We start from the raw sequence: 18,788 nt of genomic DNA, 5'->3' as shown, positions 1-18,788 counted from the left end.
TTGCATCACAAATTACACACAATGTCTCAACAAGAAGAATTAGAACACGTAGAATGCCTCATTATTGGGTCGGGGCCAGCAGGTTATACCGCAGCTATTTATGCTGCTAGGGCCGATTTGAAACCCGTATTGTACACAGGTATGGAAATGGGCGGACAGCTTACGCAAACCACTGATGTAGACAATTTCCCAGGCTATCCTAACGGAATCATGGGGCCTGAAATGATGGAAGACTTTAAAAACCAAGCAGAGCGTTTTGGTACGCAAATTCGCTTTGGATATGTAAGCTCGGTTGATTTCTCTTCATTACCACATAAAGTAACCGTAGACGAAACGAAAACGATTTTGGCGGATTCTGTGATTATTGCTACAGGAGCAAAAGCAAAATGGTTGGGTTTACCAAGTGAGCAACAATACAACGGTTTTGGGGTGTCAGCTTGTGCCGTTTGCGATGGTTTCTTCTTTAAAGGCCAAACGGTTGCCATTGTAGGTGCCGGAGATACTGCTGCCGAAGAAGCAACTTACCTAGCCAAGCTTTGTAAAAAAGTTTACATGTTGGTACGTAGAGATGAATTTAGAGCTTCAAAAGCGATGGTTCACCGTGTATTAAATACAGAAAATATCGAAGTGCTTTACAACACAGAAACCACCGAGGTCATTGGAAATGGTAAAAATGTAACGGGTGTAAAAGTATTCAACCATAAAACAGAAGAAGCAACTACTTTAGATATCGAAGGTTTCTTTGTGGCTATTGGCCATAAACCTAATACAGATATGTTTAAAGGATGGTTAGATATGGATGAAACAGGTTACTTACAAACAATCCCAGGCACTTCTAAAACAAATATTGAAGGTGTTTTTGCTTGCGGTGACGTACAAGATAGCTATTACAGACAAGCCATCACAGCTGCGGGTTCTGGTTGTATGGCCGCTTTAGATGCTGAAAGATATTTGGCTGCCAAAGGTGACGCTAAATAACCACTGCCAATAAAATTTTCGAAAGCTCCCTAAATAGGGGGCTTTTTTTATGTTTTAACTTTTTCTTTCTCGATCAGGTTGAAAATTTATATCTTGTAAACAACTAAGACGCTTATCGATCGCATTAAACTAAACCAAAATATCATAAACCAAAACTGATGAAAAGATTGTTTTTAACGGCTGTTGCTGCATTTTTTTTGCTAAATGCTCAGGCACAAACCGATGCTAACATGGGGATTATTCCTGCCCCTGTATCCGTACAAAAGGGAAACGGGAGCTTTATTCTTGATAAGAATGTTGTTTTACTCAACAGCAATCCTAAAAATGCCAAAATAGCCGAAACATTGCAATCATTTGCGGCTACTAAAGGATTAAACTTGAAACTGGTAAAAACTTTAGCTGCTGGGCAAAAAGCCATAGAGTTAACCAGTACAGGAGCAGACAAATTACCTAGTGAAGGCTATCAAATTAAAATCAGTAGTCATAGCATTAAATTGATTGGTAAAGAGGCAGGCTTGTTTTATGCGTTGCAATCTTTCATGCAATTGGTACCTGATCAGAAACAAGGTCTTATTAATATTCAAAGTGCAGAAATTAATGATTATCCGCGCTTTAGCTACAGAGGTTTGCACTTAGATGTCGGCCGCCATTTCTTCCCGCTGTCTTTTATCAAAAAGTATATTGACGTAATGGCCCAGTACAAATTGAATAACTTTCATTGGCATTTAACTGAAGATCAAGGTTGGAGATTAGAAATTAAGAAATACCCTAAACTTACGGAAATTGGTGGCAGTAGAAATGGGACCATTATTGGCAATTATCCAGGTACTGGCGGAACCGATAATGAGGTTTATAAAGGTTACTACACACAAGCTGAAGCTAAGGAGATTGTGGCTTATGCTGCGGCAAGATACATCAATGTGATTCCTGAAATTGAACTGCCAGGACATGGTTCGGCAGCTATTGCGGCGTACCCTGAATTGAGCTGCTTCCCAGATAGAGATACGCCAATTGGAGATAAAACTCCTTGGTCTGGACCTCGAAATGGCAAACAGGTGCAGCAAACTTGGGGTGTATTCGACGATATTTTTGTGCCGTCAGAAAATACCTTTCAGTTTTTGCAAAATGTGTTGGACGAAGTGATTGCTATTTTCCCTTCTAAATACATCCACATTGGTGGCGATGAAGCCCCAAAGAAATATTGGAAAGAATCGGAATTTTGCCAACAATTGATCAAAGAAAAAGGACTTAAAGACGAGCATGGATTGCAAAGCTATTTTATACAACGTATTGAAAAGTACTTGAATGGCAAAGGACGCTCTATTATTGGTTGGGATGAGATTTTAGAAGGAGGTTTGGCACCTAATGCAACGGTGATGAGCTGGAGAGGGGAAAAGGGAGGTATTGAAGCCGCTCAACAAAACCACGACGTATTGATGACCCCTGGTTCTAATGGTTTATACTTTGACCACAAGCAATCAATATCAGAAGACGAACCGCTTACCATCAGCGGAAGAGGTAAAGGCTATTCTGATTTTACCAAGGTTTATAACTACAATCCAGTACCTGATGTGCTTAACGAAGATCAAAAGAAATACATCAAAGGCGTACAGGCAAATCTATGGACAGAATATGTCGAAACTCCCTCAAAAGCAGAGTACATGATTTTTCCAAGGGTTTATTCCTTAGCTGAAATTGCTTGGACACCATTAGCCAAAAAAGATATTGCAAACTTTAGCAACGAGCGTTTACCTCTGCATTTGGCAAGGTTAGACCGAACCGCTACGAACTATTGGGTACCTCCAGCAGCTGGACAACCAACTCAAACTGTAAACGGCGAAAACCATGTCATTACTTTGGCTGCACCAGTTTTGGGGGCAAAAGTTTATTATACTTTAGATGGATATCGGCCTTCTGAAAATGCTGCGGAATATACCCAGCCTTTAAATATCAATGTGGCTCAAGGAACCAAAAAAGTATTAAAAACCATTGTGGTTACTGCTAGCGGAAAGCGTAGTGTAGTGGTGGAAACCATTTTAAATAATGGCGCAACAGATGTTAAAGTTAAATAGCCTTTTGCATAAAACGTGTAAAACACATAAATTGGCTTTTTAAAATATGATGAAGATGTTTTTAAAAGATTTTTTGAAATCTGTATTTGTAGTAGCTACAATAGCTGTGGCATTTGTGGCTTGTAGCGAAAATGAAAAAGCTGCGCAAACACAATTGGCTCCAGCAGAAACAAAGGCACCTAACCCATTTCCATTCTATAAGAGCATAGAAATAAAACCTGGTTATTATTTTGAAGTAGTAAGCTGGGGAAAAGGAGTGGATAGTGTAGGTGGATTTTTGATTTTAATGTCTGACTCTGCCCGAAATAATTACAAATCGATTTCTGTAGAACGAAATGGTATCATAACCGATGCTTGGAATATGGATTTGGATAACGATGGTAATCCAGAGATTTATGTGCAATCACTGGTGCGTAAAAATGTAACCGATGTGAATGTTTACGAATTTGGGAACGACTTTAATAAGATCAGTTTCCCAGGCATTAGTACCATGAAAGGTTATCAAGGAGATGATAAATTCTTTGTTAAAAATGGAGATTTATTCCGTTCAGTACCTATTGTACAAACAGAAGGAGGAAAAACAAGCACTTTGGTGAAAACCTTGAAATACCGTTTATCTGGAAATAGCTTCTCTTCTTCGGAAGTAAAACCAGGGGAGGCCAATTAAACAGCTGTCACTATAAAGGACGAGGATTTTATTTCTCGTCCTTTTATTTTTAACTAGAGTTTCATTATTGCCTTTTCAAACATAGCTATGGTTGCAGTGACGACCGACAAAGCTTAAAGTAACTTGAATTCGAGATAAGCGTTTTGTGATTTTTCATTATCTCCAGCCTTAGCAAAGCCTCTTCGTTTTGCTAAAATCGGCCTTGGCCTGTTCGGCAAGCACAAATTGGCCCTGATTGTTACGTTAACAGAACAGGGCGCAGCCGTGGATTTTTTTGCATACTTTTTTCATCTATAGGAAAAAAGTTTGTCCGCGAAGCGACAGAACCATTCATAGAAGCAGAAAACGGATATTTTAAAACTCAAAATCTGGCCATAATCTCTAGAAAGTATTCTAAAATCGAACTCGTGTGAAGTATTATTAGAGCTTTAAAATAATCAGAGTTGGGTTTGTAGAAATACTATAACTTGCTCAATTCACTTTCAAAAAAGCTATTCCAACGTTCTTGAGCTTCCAAATCAGAACCATGTTTAGTCTCTACATCGTATCGGTCCTGCATATTGTTGTAAAACTTGCTGAGCTCTTTGGCAGTTTTGTCCACCAAGCGTTTATAATTTTGTACAGTGTATTGCTGATTGCGTAAAATCCTTTCTCCATTCTTTAACAAAAGGAAATTGATGTAAACATGCCCTTGTTCGTGGTTCAATAAAATTTTACTAGTGTTTCTATTGCTGATCCGCTCCCTCTTTACCCATGATTTATTGGCATCCACACCGCCCAGAAAACTGAAATCAATCGTTAAATTGTTTCCTCTGGTTTTAGCAGTATAGCCATATTGCCAAATGGTACTGGTTACCGCGGCATACTGCGAATTATGATCGGGCGTTCCCCTAAAATGAGTATCCCAATCGAGCGTTTCGGGGTAAATACGCTCATAGGGTACAAAAGCGGTCGCTAGCAAAAATATTGCTAGCATCATTATATACTTCTTTAATGGCTTCATTTAACCATACAAGAACGAAACTTGTGCCAATTTATTCTGTTTCCTTAAACTGGCCGCTAATGCGTTCAAATTTCTCAATTAAAAGTGCAATTCTTTCCTTATCCTTTTTAATGACTGCTTTTCTAACCAGTGTGGAGCAAAAGATGATCCAGCCAAAGCTTAATATCAAAGTCAATATTTGTAGCCAAAGCTCGAAATTGTGTAGTATTTCATAAAAATAGAGGGCCATACCCAGAGAAAGTGCAATCACGTAAAACCAATATAGTCGGTTATACAATTGGTGCCTTTGCAACTGGTACACTTTTAGTTTTTGGAGAAAAATATTGGGGTTTTCTGTGAAATCGTTGCGGGAAATTACGCGGTGGTTGCTGTATAAAATAATGGTGTAAACTGCTATGGCTAAAATAATTATACTAATGCCAAAATGTGTAGAAATAGACGTTACATCGTAGAAAAGCCAAATGGCCGCTACCGCAAAAACAGAAAGCATCATACCAATAATGTTCAGTAACGACTTGGTACGCATGTTGCTTACATCCTTTTTGGCCTGCTTTAGCATCTCGTCGGCAGATATTTTCACATCAACGGTATGCTTAGCCCATAATGCTTCTATGTGATCAAATTCTTGCATGTTGGTTGTATATTTCAGTAAGTTTCTGTTTGATGCGGTGGATTTTAACCCTTAAATTTCCCTCACTAATGCCCGATATATCTGCTATTTCGTTGTAAGGAAGTTCATCTAATACCATCGTGATAATTAAACGGTCATTTTCTTCCAATTTAGAGATCGACTTATACAACAAGGCTACCTGTTCATTTTTTTCAGAGTATTCTTCTATCTTATTCTCTATAATATTATCAGTAAGTTCATCTTTGGCCTGTCTTTTTTCGGAGCGTAAGTAAGTTAAACAGGTATTCACGGCAATCCTATAAATCCATGTAGATATTAGGGATTTATTTCTGAACTTATCCAAGTTCTGCCACACCTTTAAAAACGTTTCCTGCAAAAGATCATTCGCCGAATCCTTGTCGCCAGTATAACCGTAGCACAAGTGAAATATCTTCTTTGAATTTTTATCGAAAATTTCCTTAAAAAGCTGATCTTTTCGGTCCATTTACTGTTTTTGTATGTCTATTAGAACAGTGCAACATTAAATTGTTACACCATAAACGCTGGCTAAATTAATAAATGTTTGTGTGCTTAATGCATTTATTTATTTTTGTCGGTCTAATGATACCCAGCATACAACTTTTATGGTTGTTGAGGGAGCTTAGTACAAACCAAAATAAACCAAATAGAATTTGTGCCTTTTGAATAAATAGACACAATAAAAAACAAAAAATGAAAAAAACTAAAATAGGTCTCATCACCGTAATTTGTATTACCATTGCTTTAATTCTCACTTTGTTAAAAGAATTCGAGATTGTGCAAGTGTCCGAACTAGTGATGATGTCGGCACGATGGGGCCTAGCAGCTGTGTTGATAGGATACGCCTTAGTAAAAAGGAATTTAACCACATGGATATTGGTTTGTATGCTTTTAGGGGTATTCGTAGGTGTTGATTTTCCAAAATTCGCGGCGGCATTACACCCTCTTAGCAAAGGCTTCATCAAATTAGTGAAAACCATCGTAGGTCCAATCCTTTTTGGAACATTGGTATATGGTATTGCGGGTCACTCTGATTTGAAACAAGTAGGCCGTATGGCGTGGAAATCAATGCTTTATTTCTTTTGCGCTACTTCATGTGCCATTTTCATTGGTTTGGCGGTAATTAACATTACACATGCTGGAGTTGGCGTAGATATTCAGAAAATGCCTCAACAACAATTGCCGACAGCTAAAGTAGTGGATACAGAATTAGAGGCACTACCACAAAACGTACACGGTGTTTATAAATTTGCGCACTTCTTTTACGAACTATTTCCAGAAAACGTAGTGAAATCAATGTACGAGAACAAAGTATTACAAATCGTAGTATTCTCGGTGATTTTTGGTATTGGCTTAGCGATGGTAGAAGAGAAGAAACGAAAGCCTCTGGTAGATTTTGCCGAGAGCTTGTCGGAGGTAATGTTTAAATTCACTAATCTCATCATGTACTTTGCACCTATTGGTGTGGGGGCTGCAATGGCTTATACCGTAGGTCATTTAGGGGTAGATATATTGAAGAACCTGTTCATGCTTTTAGGTTCCCTATACATTGCGTTAATTGTATTTGTATTGGCGGTATTTGTGCCGATCATGCTTTTCTTAAAAATATCGATTAAGAAATTTATACAGGCTGTAAAAGAACCTGTTTCTATTGCTTTTGCAACTACCAGTTCAGATGCGGCTTTGCCAAAGGCGATGAGCAATATGGAGAAATTTGGGGTGCCACGTAAAATTGTATCGTTCGTCATACCAACAGGATACAGCTTTAATTTAGATGGAACTTCTTTATATCTTTCTTTAGCGTCTATCTTTGTAGCCCAAGCGGCAGGAATGCATTTGGGAATAGGACAACAATTGGCCATTGCATTTACCTTGATGATTACTTCAAAAGGTGTTGCTGCAGTACCAAGAGCGTCGCTAATTGTATTGATTGCCACTGCCGAGCAGTTCGGTCTTCCCGTGTTTATCATTGCTGCTATTTTAGGTATTGATGAGCTGATGGATATGGCTAGAACCTCGGTAAACGTAATTGGTAATTGTTTGGCAACTGTAGTAGTGGCCAAATGGGAGGGTGAGTTTGACGATGAGGCGTCGAAGAATTTTGTAGCGGAATAAATATGACTTCAAGAGGGAAAAAGATTTTTTTAACATTAAGCGTAGTAGTACCATTTGTAATATACAGTGTGATATATTATGCGCCAATGATTAAAAATGCACCGTTTCAAGAAAAATACTTTGTTTCTTTAGAGTATAAATGGGGAACGGGTACGCAATTGGAAAACAGTTATAATTCAGCTACTGGCGAATTCAAATATTTGAATAAGAACGATTCTTTGGTGAAAAGTAACGTTAAGCTTAGCCAAAGAGATATTAAATACTTGGATAGCATTGCCGATGTTCAGGGATTTTGGAACCTGCCAAACATAATAGCCAATAACGAGGCAGATGTCAATAATCCTAAGCAATTGCGTTATTTCATCAAATTTAACTACCAGAAGAAATCTAAAGAAGTAACCTATTTGCCAAACTTTAGCGGCAGCGAGCGCATGAAAGGTGCCATCGGTAAAATGCAAAAGGAAATAGAACTTACGTTGATCGATAAGGAAAACGCTGCTAGATAATGAATGCCAATCAAAAATTCATCTTAAAAATAGCTTCTGTATTGCTAATCGCAGTGGTTGGCGGTTACTACATGATGAAACTGAGAAGCGGTGGAAAAAAAGCAGTGGCATTTGTAAGCCTTAACTATCAATGGGGAGTAGGCGATAGCTTGCAGAACAGTTATAATTCAAAAACGGGCAACTATCAATTCCTAGATCAACGTGATCGCTTAATTAAAGAGAACTTTAAGCTTCGTACCAATAACGTCATTTATCTGCATAGTAAAATTGATGAGGAGGATTTGCTTAATCTTCCAGATACGATAGCGAATGCAGGTGCTAATTTTAAAGATCCAAAAGTGCTGCGCTATCAATTCCAATTTGTATACGACGACACGACCAGAAATATCATCTACCTTACCAATTACGACAAAGATCCTTTGATAGGTCACAAAGCCAGTGCATTGCAAAAGCTCGTGCAACAAACCATCAACGAGGCAGAGGGACGCTTCGCTAGGAAATAGCATCCGCTGTTTTTATAAACTATTTTAATTCTTATGCAGTAATCAACTTCACCAGTTTTTAAAACTTACGAAGTTTAAAGCACCGATACTCAAACCTCGTAGGTTTTCAAAACCTACGAGGTTTTTTGCATTCTAAAAATCACCTATCACAAGGCCCCGATCCTCTTTTTACCCCATTAAAAACGTTACGGAATTCTATGTGTTAAAATTTTCTAAAAAATTTGCTTCATAACTTTATTTGTATAAATTTGGTCAACCAAATATTGGTCAACCAAATTTATCCTTGTGTATGAATAAGCAAAACTTGCTTTATGTATTATGCATTTGTTTCTTCAGCTATGCCTGTAGTAAACAAAAAAGTGCTGTCCTTGAAAAAGAGGAGATCGCTGGTGGTGGTAATCAAACGGCTAATACAGAGGGAATAACGTTGACTGCCAATGCAGCTGTTGATACCTATCAGTTAATCAATAATATTTTTGGTGGCACAGGCGATGTGATTGAAGCGCCCGATTGCAGTCACATCGCTTTTGGTAAGCATATTACACAAGTTTACGATCAGGATTTAAAGAGGACGGTTTTCGCTTTTAAAATTCATGTGACTCCAGATAATGATAAATGTGAAGACTCAGATCGGCAACGCAATGAAATCAAAACCTATGATAGATCTCCAGAAAATTTAAAAGCTAGTAAAGATGAAAAGGTGCTGTACAAATGGAAATTTAAATTGGATGCAGGTTTCAAGCCTTCTAGCGATTTTACCCATATTCATCAACTAAAACCTATTGATGGTGACAATACGCTTCCTATCATCACGCTAACGCCTAGATATAAAGCTGGCGGTGATATCCTACAGGTCATTCATACGGGTGATACAGATGCTACTTCTCAAAAATATATTGCTACTGTTCCTTTGTCCGATTTCAGAGGACAATGGGTGGAGGTGACGGAAAGAGCTACCTTTTCTTTCGACGGTAAATACGAAATACAGATCACTCGAATTAGTGATAACAAGGTGTTGTTGAAGCAAGCATTTACCAATATCGAAATGTGGCGAAAAAATACCACCAGCTGTCGCCCGAAGTGGGGTATTTACAGAAGAACACTTCAACCAGATATGTTAAGAGATGAAACCCTTTGGTTCAACGATTTCAATATCACAGAATACTAATCCCTTTAAATAAAGAACTGATGAAGAAACTTTTGGCTTTAACTATTGCGCTCTCGACATTTACATTTTCTGCTTGGTCGCAAGCACCAGTAATCAATTATGATTTTGGAGATAAAGAAGCTACTTTCAATCCTAATCCAGGAGCATCTTCTACTTCTTTTTTGCCTAAAATAGTCTTAAGCAAAGCCATCAAAGTAAGGGTGCGTACTGCATCAGATGGTACAGGTGCTTTTGATTTGGTGAAAAGCGGTGCTGATTTCATCAAAGGTGCAGGTTTGGAAATTGTAGCAGGCACCACTACCAGCAAGTTTTCTATTTATAACCTCACTTTAGAAGGTGTTGCTAAAACGAGTTTCAACCTTAAAATAGATGCTGCTACCGCTGGACAGTGGGTGTTTGCTAATGGCAATTCCGATAATTCCGATGATCTTTTTCAGGGCAACGGTGGGATTAAGGAAACTTCCACAGAGATTTTTGCAGGCTTAAGATGGAATTTATCTGCCGCTAATGAAATCAACTTTTATACCCGTAACGGTGCCAAATGGACTTCGGTAAAAGGCACTTCTTTCTCAAAAAATACCGACTACTTAATTGAAGTATATAGTAATAATAGTGTAGAAGCTAAGAAATACAGCAAAGAAGGTGAGCAAATATTAAATACTGGAACTTATCACATTTGGGTAAACGGTAAGCGCTTGGCTGGTGAATTTACCAGTGGAGGTTTAGAATCAGGTAAAACTTTAAACGGCTTTGTTTTTTATGGCGTAACGCCAAAAGGTAATGAAACGATGGCTAAAGCCTGGATGGATAATCTGGAAATCAACGGAAACTTATAAAAGAAATAATTGGAGCGTTTAACCAGCGCTCCTTCACCTATACCAAATATTAAACGCATATGAAAAGAATTTTACTTTTAATGATTTTAAGCTGCATGGCCATTACTGGCTTTGCACAAGGTACTTATTACTGGGTAGGAGGAGCTACAGCAACTTCTCTTGCGGGTACAAATTGGAGCCTTACACCTGGAGGTACAGCAGTTTCTAGGAGTAATACTGCTGATGTACTCATCTTTGATAATGTAACTGTTGCATTCACTATAGGGGGAACTACTATAGGTAAACTACAATTACAAAATGGGGCCGATGTTAGTTTTACTAGGAATGCTTCTTCTGGAACAACCACTTTAGCCCTTAGCAATGGAACTAACAGCGCCTTAGAAGTTACAGGAAATAGCAAACTTAGATTAATTGATGGTGCTGGCGGTAGTTTTGTGCTTTCGGTAGCGGCTACTTCAACCGCTACTTTCAACAATAGTGAGTTATATATTCTAGGTACAGCAGGAGCTCAACGTCTTCAAGTGCCAACAACAGGATCATGTGTATTTTCTAACAATAGTAAGTGTTATGTAAATGTTGTTAATCAATATCCTTTAAGCAGCATTTCTGCTTCTGGAACTAAATCTATCGTATTTAATAGCGGTACATCGTTAATTTATCAAGGTGGACGTAGTCCTTTTGGAGATAATTCTACAGGTTATGTCGCGGAAATGAAATCGGGCAGTAATTACATTTTGGAAGCGAACAATTCGGTGGCAGGGCTTTTTAACGGTAAGAATTTCGGAAACGTAATGGTGAGAAACAATGCAGTGATTACCCTCTCGGAAAATTTTTTGGGAGTAGAAAACTTGACCATTGAAAATGGTGCTTCACTACTTTTAAATCCTACTGGACCGTCTCCTGTATCAGGAAATGTATTGAATAATGGTACTCTTGGCGTAAATGGAGTTGGATCATCTAACCTAATGATGTTAGGTACAACAGCTCAAAGTATTTCAGGGAGCGGAACGTTTAACTTAGGTGCTTTATCTATTGCTAATGATGCTAATGTTACTTTAAATTCGTCGATTAATTTAGGCGGAGCGCTAATTTCTTACATTTATGGTACTCTTGATTTACAAGGTAATCAAATTATAGGGAATGGCGTTTCGGCTAATACAGGAAGGGTGCAATTTAGGGCAGCGGTAAATACCTCTACTAACGCAGCCACCGTAGTTGATGGTAGTAATGTTATAAATTTTGCAAATGTTGCTGACTATAACACATTGGATGTTGCTCCAGGACATTTAATTACTGGACCGCAAATTCAACCAAATACTTATGTGATCAGCACTTCTAGCACTGGGATCATTACTTTATCAAAGTCTGCTATAGGAAATGGAAATTCGATTGCAGTCATCGGCAATTCACCAACTTTAAAAATAGCTAATACCAATGGTATCGATGGAGGATTTAATATTAACGCCAATGGAAGTTTGACATTGTCAACGGGGACAAACGTTATTTTTAACTCATCAACTTTAGCACCATTTTCTACAATAACAGGTAATACGTTGGGAAATGTGACTTTTAATGCAGCTGCCACCACAAACAAAAATGTAACCATTAACGGTAAGTTAACCTTAAACAATGCCATCCTTACGGTGAGGGAAGGTGACAATTTGAGTTTGAGCAATACCAGTATCAATACAGGTACATTTAACGCTTCATCATATATTGTCACTAATGCAGCGGGTGGCAATACAGGAGTACTAAAAATAGCTGATGTATCTGCATCTACATTGATTCCAGTAGGTACAGTAGGCCATTACACACCTGTAACCCTAAATCCAACCGCCATCTCAAACTTTGAGATCAATGTGTTTCAAGGTGCTACGACAGATGCAACTTCTAATGGAACAGCACTAACTGCAGCCCAAAAATTGAGAATGGTAGATGCTGTTTGGAACATTAACCGTACTTCGGGAACCGGCAATGTAGACTTAACCTTAGGCTGGGATAATGCTTTAGAGGGTGCTGATTTTGCTGGCTTCGGTAATGCGCAAATTGGTATTGCAGCTTATGCTTCGGGTGCTTATGGAACTTTTACTGGTACAGGAAATGCAACGTCAAATACCGCTACAATTACTACAAGTACATTTTCTCCTTTTGTAGTGGGGGAAGCTAACACCACTTTGCCATTGAGATTGTTGAGCTTTACAGCTAAAGAAAGCTTAAACAGTGTGAAACTGGCTTGGCAAACTACCGATGAGGTAAATTTGAAAGAATATGTTCTACAGCATAAAAGTGCTAATGGTTTTGAAAAAATCTATTCGGTTGCCGCCAACAATAAAGCAGGGATTTTTAACTATGATTATACTCATTTAAACCCAACAGAAGGAATTAACTACTATCGTTTGGTAGGCGTTGATCATGACGGTACAGAGCATCCTAGCGAGGTGAAATCGGTAAGAATAGCATTAGGCAATGCCGTGGCAGTTTATCCAAATCCAGTGACGCAGAACAATATCAGTGTTGCGGGTGCGGTAAATGGAGATGTGATCAAGATTATTAACATTCAAGGTCAAGTTATGTTGACCAAAAAAGTAAGCGGTAACCAATTGCAAGAAATTAATGTGCAAAATATCCAAGCAGGTACCTATATTTTATCTATAGAAAATGCTGGAAAAGTAACAAGCACTAAGAAAGTAATTAAAATATAATTCAGTTGTGGGTTGCGAGTTATAGGTTATAAGTTTTTCCTATAACTCGCAACTTATAGCTCGTAACCAGTAAAATGTAAATGAACAAACACTCAAAAGCAGTACTAACATTAGGTTTATTTCTAAGCATTTCCTTTAGTGCTCTGGCAAAGGTGAAATTGCCACAGATTTTTGGAAGTAATATGGTTTTGCAAAGGGATGAGCCCATTAGAATTTGGGGTTGGGCCAATGTGGGAGAGAAGATAACTGTAAATTTCAAAGGAAGTGATTATACTACTGAAGCCAATGCAGATGGTAAATGGCAAGTGCTAATGAAAGCAGCTCCTGCTGGTGGGCCTTTTACGATGAAAATCAACGAAATATCCTTGGATAATGTGCTTTTGGGTGATGTTTTTTTGTGTAGTGGTCAAAGTAATATGGCCTTTTTGCTCATGAAAGCTGATGGTGGAGAGAAAGACTTGGCCAATTCCGCCAATCCAAACATTAGGGTGTTGAATGTGACCAGAGATATTGAATTTCAACCTTTGGATGATTTGACCAAAAAAACGCCTTGGCAGGTGGCAGGTCCGCAGGTACTTGGGAAATTTTCTGCAGTGGCTTATTATATGGGTCGTAAACTGCAAAAAGAATTGAATGTACCCATTGGTTTAGTCAGTAGCGCTTACGGAGGAACAGTGATTGAAGGTTTTATCAGTGCGCCTTCGTTGGATACCATTGCCAGATTAAAGCCTATCCTAGATCAAATAGGAACTAAAAACCAAAAACAATACATCGCCGAGAAGATTGCTGAGCTAGAGAAATCACATGGTAAGTTGAACCAATACACCAATACCGAGGTGCTTTGGGACACCATTAAGCCAACACTTCCAGTTTATGCCAAGAATTGGGAAACCATGAAATTGCCCACCTTATGGGAAAAAGCAGGTCTGCCTAATGTAGATGGAGTGATTTGGTTTTATAAGGAAGTTAATTTAAGCAGTGCCGATTGTGAGAAGGATGCTTTTTTAAGTCTAGGTAGAATTGCCGATCAAAGCGTGGTTTTCTTTAACGATCAAAAGTTGGGGTCTTCGCCTGATAGCCGCGATTTGATCAGGGAATTTACCGTTGCCAAAAGTTTGCTAAAGCCCGGAGTCAATAAAATTCTGATTCGAGTAGCCAATAAAGGAAGAAACGGCGGTATTTGGGGCCCTCAAAGTAAGTTGTTCTTTAAAGCTGGAAATCATAAAATAGCTATTGACGGCAATTGGAACTATAAAATACAGGAAATCAATATCGCGGTGCATCCAAATGACGTGCCTTCGTCCATCTACAATGCGATGATCAATCCACTGAAAAGTTTAGCCTATAAAGCAGTGATATGGTATCAAGGAGAGAGCAACGCCAATTGGGCCGACGAATATGAAGGCTTGTTGAAATCCTTGATTAAGGACTGGAGAAAGCAATTTAATCAGCCAAAGCTGCATTTTGTCATTGTACAATTGCCTAATTATAAAAAAGTGCTCAGCACGCCCGAAGTAAACGCTACTTGGGCATTGTTAAGAGAAGGACAAGATAAGGCTGCTCGTCAACCCAATGTAGGCTTGGTCAATATCATCGATCTAGGCTTGGCAGATGATATCCATCCAACGGATAAATTTCCAGTAGGAGAGCGTGTAGCAGCTAAAGTACAGCAATTGGTTTATGGACAAAAAGTAGCAGCTGATGGGCCAGTATTTAAATCGATGAAGATTGAAAAGGGTAAGGCGATATTGGAATTTGACCATGCAGAAGGTTTAACCGTAAATAACAAAGCCGAACGCAGCAATTTTATCATTGCAGGTAAAGACCAAAAATTTGTTTGGGCGCAAGCTAAATTGGAAGGGAATAAAGTGGTGGTTTGGAGTAATGAAGTGAAAAATCCAGTAGCGGTACGTTGTGCTTGGGCAGATAATCCTGGTAAAAGTTACTTCTATAATGGAGCAAATTTGCCAATGAGCCCATTTAGAACGGATAATTGGAAGATTGATTTAGAGGTAATTCCAAGATAAAATGATTTAATTTGAAATAACTTTTTGAATACCCAATTGAATGTTTATTTTTGGTAAACCAATTAATTGGTCGACCAAATAGAAAAACCAAGGAATGAAGTCATTGATAGAAAATATTACCGCCATACAGGTGGAGTCGCCAGTCGATAAAATCATTGGTCAATTAAAGCAGTTGATCATCTCTGGTCAATTAAAACCAGGAGATAGATTGCCAGCAGAAAGAGTCCTTTCTGAACGTTTTGGCCTAGGAAGAAGCTACATCCGCGAAGCGATATTAAAACTAGAGTTTTACGGTCTTTTAAAAACCAACCCACAAAGTGGTACTTATGTGGCAGGTTTGAGTATCAACGTCATTGATAACATCATTTCAGATATCATCAAATTTAATAAGGACGATTTCAATGCCTTAATTGAAGCACGTTATCATTTGGAGCTAAATGCGGTGAAATTGGCTGCCGAACGCAGAAGTGAAGAAGATTTGGAAAGCCTTAGGTTAGCGATGGAAGCTTATGAAAGTAAAGTAAGTGCTGGTGGCGACGCCGTAGAGGAAGACATGGTTTTCCATATCAAAATTGCCAAAGCGACGAAAAATTCGGTCATCGAATCCATGATCTTGATTTTAGTGCCCGACTTGATTAAAAACATTGTAGAAAATAAAATCTGTGGCGACAATAGAGCTAAAACAGCTATTGAAGAACACAGAATGATTTATGCCGCTATCGAATCGCAGGATATGGCCAAAGCTGAAGAAGCAATGGCTGGTCACCTTGATGAGATATGGCAAATTAGTAAAGCAGGTTTTGCTGCACAAAGCATCATCAACGAAACAGAGAGATAATTCGAGAAAATAGGTCCTCCTAGCTTAATCAATTAAATATAAATTCAAGCGTATGAACTACTTAAAAAAAGTGGTATTAGTATCTTTTTGTGCCTTTTTTAGCCTATCGTTAATGGCGCAAACACACCCCAGCATTATGCTAACCAAGGCAAATGTGGCGGCCGTGAAAAAAGGAGTAAATACCTATCCACTTTTGCGCCAATCATACCAAACGGTTAAAAATGCGGCAGATAAAGCATTGGCAGAACCTATTGTGGTACCTGTGCCTAAAGATGGTGGCGGCGGTTATACGCATGAGCAGCACAAAAAGAACTATACGAATTTGCTCAATTGTGGGGTAGCGTATCAGATCTCGGGAGAAAAGAAATATGCAGATTACGTGAAAAACGTAATGCTTAATTACGCTTCGCAATACGAAAAATGGCCCCTTCATCCAAAAAGAAAAAGCGAGGAAGACGGCGGCCGTATTTTTTGGCAAAGCTTAAACGACTTCGTATGGCAAATTTACACCATACAAGCATATGATTTGGTTTATGACGGGATTCCTGCAACTGACAGGAAAACCATTGAAGAAAAATTGTTCGTGCCTATCTTGAAGTTTTTTACAGAAGATAGGTACGACGTCTTCAACAAAATTCACAATCATGGTACTTGGAACTTGGCGGCTGTGGGCATTACAGGTTATGTGCTCAATAAGCGTGAGTATGTAGAAATAGCCATTAAAGGTTCTAAAAAAGATGGTAAAACAGGTTATTTAGCACAAATAGACCAACTGTTTTCACCTGATGGTTATTACATGGAAGGCCCATATTATCAGCGCTATGCTCTGTTGCCTTTCGTATTGTTTGCCAAGGCAATCAACAACTATGAGCCTTCACGCAAAATTTTCGAATATCGTGATAAACTGCTATCAAAAGCGATCCATACTTCTTTGCAAACTTCTTATACCGATAAAACTTTCTTTCCCCTAAATGATGCCATTAAAGACAAAACCTACGAGTCGGTTGAATTGGTGTACGGTGTTGATTTGGCTTATGCCGATATCAAAGCAGAAGTTGATTTATTGGATATTGCCAAGCAACAAAATCGTGTGATTGTTTCGGATGCTGGTTTGAAAGTAGCGGCAGATTTGGCTGCAGGAAAATCGGTTCCGTTCAAATACCAGTCTTTATGGATCAGAGATGGTGGTAAAGGTGACGAAGGCGGTTTAGGTATTCTGCGTAGCGGTGCCAATACCGACCAGCAATGTGTGGTGCTAAAGGCTTCTTCACAAGGCATGGGTCATGGACATTTCGACCGATTAAACCTTTTGTTTTACGATAACACCACCGAAATTTTTCCTGATTACGGAGCTGCCAGATTTTTAAATATCGATACTAAAAATGGCGGCGGTTACTTGCCAGAAAATAACACTTGGGCAAAACAAACCGTAGCGCATAATGCATTGGTGGTAGATCAAACTTCCCACTTCAATGCTAAATTGGAACCTGCGGATAAAGCCAGCCCAACCTTACTATACTTCTCAAATCAGCCAAATTTAAAGGCGGTGAGTGCTAAGGAAGCTAAAGCCTATACCGATGTAGCCATGCTAAGAACTTCTGCTTTGGTAAAAGTTGATGGTTTAGAAAAACCTTTGTTGATTGATGTGATGCAGGCGCAATCGGCTAAAAATCACCAATATGATTTGCCATTTTGGTACAAAGGACAATTGGTGAATACCTCTTTTCCTGTGACTGCGAAAGCGAATCAATTGACCGCACTTGGAGATAAAAATGGCTATCAGCACATTTGGTTAAATGCCAGCAATAAATTAGAGAACAAAGCTGGAATGGTAGGCTTATTAAATAAAAATCGTTTCTACACCAATCACTTTGTTTCTGATAACCCACTAGAAGTGAAGTTGCTTTCTATCGGTGCTAACGATCCAGAAATGAATTTGGTAGATGGTAAAGCATTCATGCTATCAAGCAGTGGCCAAAACCAAACCTTTGTGAGCATTACAGAAACCCATGGTGGCACAGATCCAATCAATGAAACGGTTTCATCGGCCCTGCCATCAGTAAGCGAACTGAAGTTGGTGAAATCAGATGCGCAACAAACCATCATCAGCTTTAAACTGAACAATAAGACTTATACCTATCAGATCAATTATACAGAGAAAGAGAATTACATATCGCTAAGATAAAAGAATAAGGAACAAAGAGTAAAGATATTCATAGGCGCTTTTTTTCCTTTTGGAGGACAGATGGGAGGGCCTAACCAATTTAACAATTAAGCAATTAAACAATATTTATATATGCAAAGCGAATTATTTCAAATAGAAACAGAAACTACCTGGGAAGATTTAGGCAACGGCGTACAACGTAAAATCTATGGTTATGATGATAAAATCATGTTGGTGAAAGCCAAATTTGAAGCTGGAGCCATTGGCCCCTTGCACGAGCATTATCACGTACAGGTTACTTACGTAGAAAGTGGCGTTTTTGAGATGACCATTGGCGATGAGAAAAAAATCATCAGAAAAGGCGATGGTTATTATGTGCCACCTCACGCAGTTCATGGTTGCGTATGTATTGAACCAGGAATTTTAATTGATGTTTTCGCTCCTCATAGAGAAGATTTTATTAAGTAGGTTTTTCCTCCCTCTTTAATTCTCCCTCCAAAGGGAGATACATTTCGCCTAGGCGTTCTGTTTATCCCCCTCTTCGAGGGGGGCAGGGGGAG

General features: G+C 38.7%; 16 protein-coding genes. 13 read left to right on the top strand and 3 right to left on the bottom strand.

What is annotated here, in order from left to right; genetic code table 11:
• Positions 1-21: 21 nt before the first annotated feature.
• The 3 genes from trxB (at position 22) to DUT70_RS17115 (ending at position 3,717) form a co-directional block, all read left to right on the top strand.
• Positions 22-978 carry a thioredoxin-disulfide reductase gene (gene trxB, locus DUT70_RS17125; RefSeq protein WP_113648592.1) on the top strand — a complete coding sequence of 319 codons (957 nt, stop codon included), beginning with the start codon at positions 22-24 and terminating at the stop codon, positions 976-978.
• A gap of 158 nt (positions 979-1,136) precedes the next feature.
• On the top strand, positions 1,137-3,050 hold the full coding sequence (locus DUT70_RS17120; RefSeq protein WP_113648591.1) for a beta-N-acetylhexosaminidase: 1,914 nt from the start codon (positions 1,137-1,139) through the stop codon (positions 3,048-3,050).
• Positions 3,051-3,096: 46 nt separating this feature from the next.
• On the top strand, positions 3,097-3,717 hold the full coding sequence (locus tag DUT70_RS17115) for a hypothetical protein (RefSeq protein ID WP_240432179.1): 621 nt from the start codon (positions 3,097-3,099) through the stop codon (positions 3,715-3,717).
• 460 nt (positions 3,718-4,177) lie between these two features.
• Here DUT70_RS17115 and DUT70_RS17110 read toward each other — a convergent pair whose 3' ends face one another.
• Genes DUT70_RS17110 through DUT70_RS17100 form a run of 3 tightly spaced genes read right to left on the bottom strand, consistent with a single transcriptional unit; the run spans position 4,178 to position 5,835 of the window.
• Complete coding sequence (locus tag DUT70_RS17110; protein ID WP_113648590.1) at positions 4,178-4,696, bottom strand: DUF922 domain-containing protein; 519 nt, start codon at positions 4,694-4,696, stop codon at positions 4,178-4,180.
• A 55-nt stretch (positions 4,697-4,751) separates the two neighbouring features.
• Positions 4,752-5,351: an MFS transporter gene (locus tag DUT70_RS17105; protein ID WP_113648589.1), complete on the bottom strand. Its 600-nt coding sequence runs from the start codon at positions 5,349-5,351 to the stop codon at positions 4,752-4,754.
• A complete protein-coding gene (locus DUT70_RS17100) occupies positions 5,338-5,835 on the bottom strand; it encodes an RNA polymerase sigma factor (protein WP_113648588.1) in 498 nt (165 codons plus the stop codon). The genes DUT70_RS17105 and DUT70_RS17100 overlap by 14 nt, the downstream gene beginning before the upstream one ends.
• Positions 5,836-6,062: 227 nt before the next feature.
• Between DUT70_RS17100 and DUT70_RS17095 the strand changes: the two genes are divergently transcribed.
• The 10 genes from DUT70_RS17095 (at position 6,063) to DUT70_RS17050 (ending at position 18,696) form a co-directional block, all read left to right on the top strand.
• Positions 6,063-7,484: a dicarboxylate/amino acid:cation symporter gene (locus DUT70_RS17095; protein WP_113648587.1), complete on the top strand. Its 1,422-nt coding sequence runs from the start codon at positions 6,063-6,065 to the stop codon at positions 7,482-7,484.
• Between the two features lie 86 nt (positions 7,485-7,570).
• A complete protein-coding gene (locus DUT70_RS17090; RefSeq protein WP_240432178.1) occupies positions 7,571-7,990 on the top strand; it encodes a hypothetical protein in 420 nt (139 codons plus the stop codon).
• A complete protein-coding gene (locus DUT70_RS17085; RefSeq protein ID WP_113648585.1) occupies positions 7,990-8,493 on the top strand; it encodes a hypothetical protein in 504 nt (167 codons plus the stop codon). The genes DUT70_RS17090 and DUT70_RS17085 overlap by 1 nt, the downstream gene beginning before the upstream one ends.
• Before the next feature lie 289 nt (positions 8,494-8,782).
• On the top strand, positions 8,783-9,661 hold the full coding sequence (locus tag DUT70_RS17080; RefSeq protein ID WP_113648584.1) for a heparin lyase I family protein: 879 nt from the start codon (positions 8,783-8,785) through the stop codon (positions 9,659-9,661).
• Between the two features lie 20 nt (positions 9,662-9,681).
• Positions 9,682-10,497 (top strand): hypothetical protein, encoded by an 816-nt coding sequence (locus DUT70_RS17075; protein WP_113648583.1) that lies wholly within the window; start codon positions 9,682-9,684, stop codon positions 10,495-10,497.
• Between the two features lie 59 nt (positions 10,498-10,556).
• Entirely contained in the window at positions 10,557-13,199 is a 2,643-nt protein-coding gene (locus tag DUT70_RS17070; RefSeq protein ID WP_113648582.1) for a T9SS type A sorting domain-containing protein, read from the top strand.
• A gap of 80 nt (positions 13,200-13,279) precedes the next feature.
• Positions 13,280-15,226 (top strand): sialate O-acetylesterase, encoded by a 1,947-nt coding sequence (locus DUT70_RS17065; protein ID WP_113648581.1) that lies wholly within the window; start codon positions 13,280-13,282, stop codon positions 15,224-15,226.
• A gap of 94 nt (positions 15,227-15,320) precedes the next feature.
• Positions 15,321-16,064 (top strand): FadR/GntR family transcriptional regulator, encoded by a 744-nt coding sequence (locus DUT70_RS17060; RefSeq protein WP_113648580.1) that lies wholly within the window; start codon positions 15,321-15,323, stop codon positions 16,062-16,064.
• A 52-nt stretch (positions 16,065-16,116) separates the two neighbouring features.
• Positions 16,117-18,249, top strand: a complete 2,133-nt coding sequence (locus tag DUT70_RS17055; protein ID WP_113648579.1) for a heparinase II/III domain-containing protein — start codon at positions 16,117-16,119, stop codon at positions 18,247-18,249.
• Between the two features lie 111 nt (positions 18,250-18,360).
• Positions 18,361-18,696: a cupin domain-containing protein gene (locus DUT70_RS17050; RefSeq protein WP_113648578.1), complete on the top strand. Its 336-nt coding sequence runs from the start codon at positions 18,361-18,363 to the stop codon at positions 18,694-18,696.
• Positions 18,697-18,788 lie beyond the last annotated feature (92 nt).

The organism is Pedobacter chitinilyticus (assembly GCF_003313385.1).
Classification (GTDB): domain Bacteria; phylum Bacteroidota; class Bacteroidia; order Sphingobacteriales; family Sphingobacteriaceae; genus Pedobacter; species Pedobacter chitinilyticus.
The sequence above is the reverse complement of the archived record's forward strand: the minus strand, read 5'-3'. Positions and strand labels throughout refer to the sequence as shown.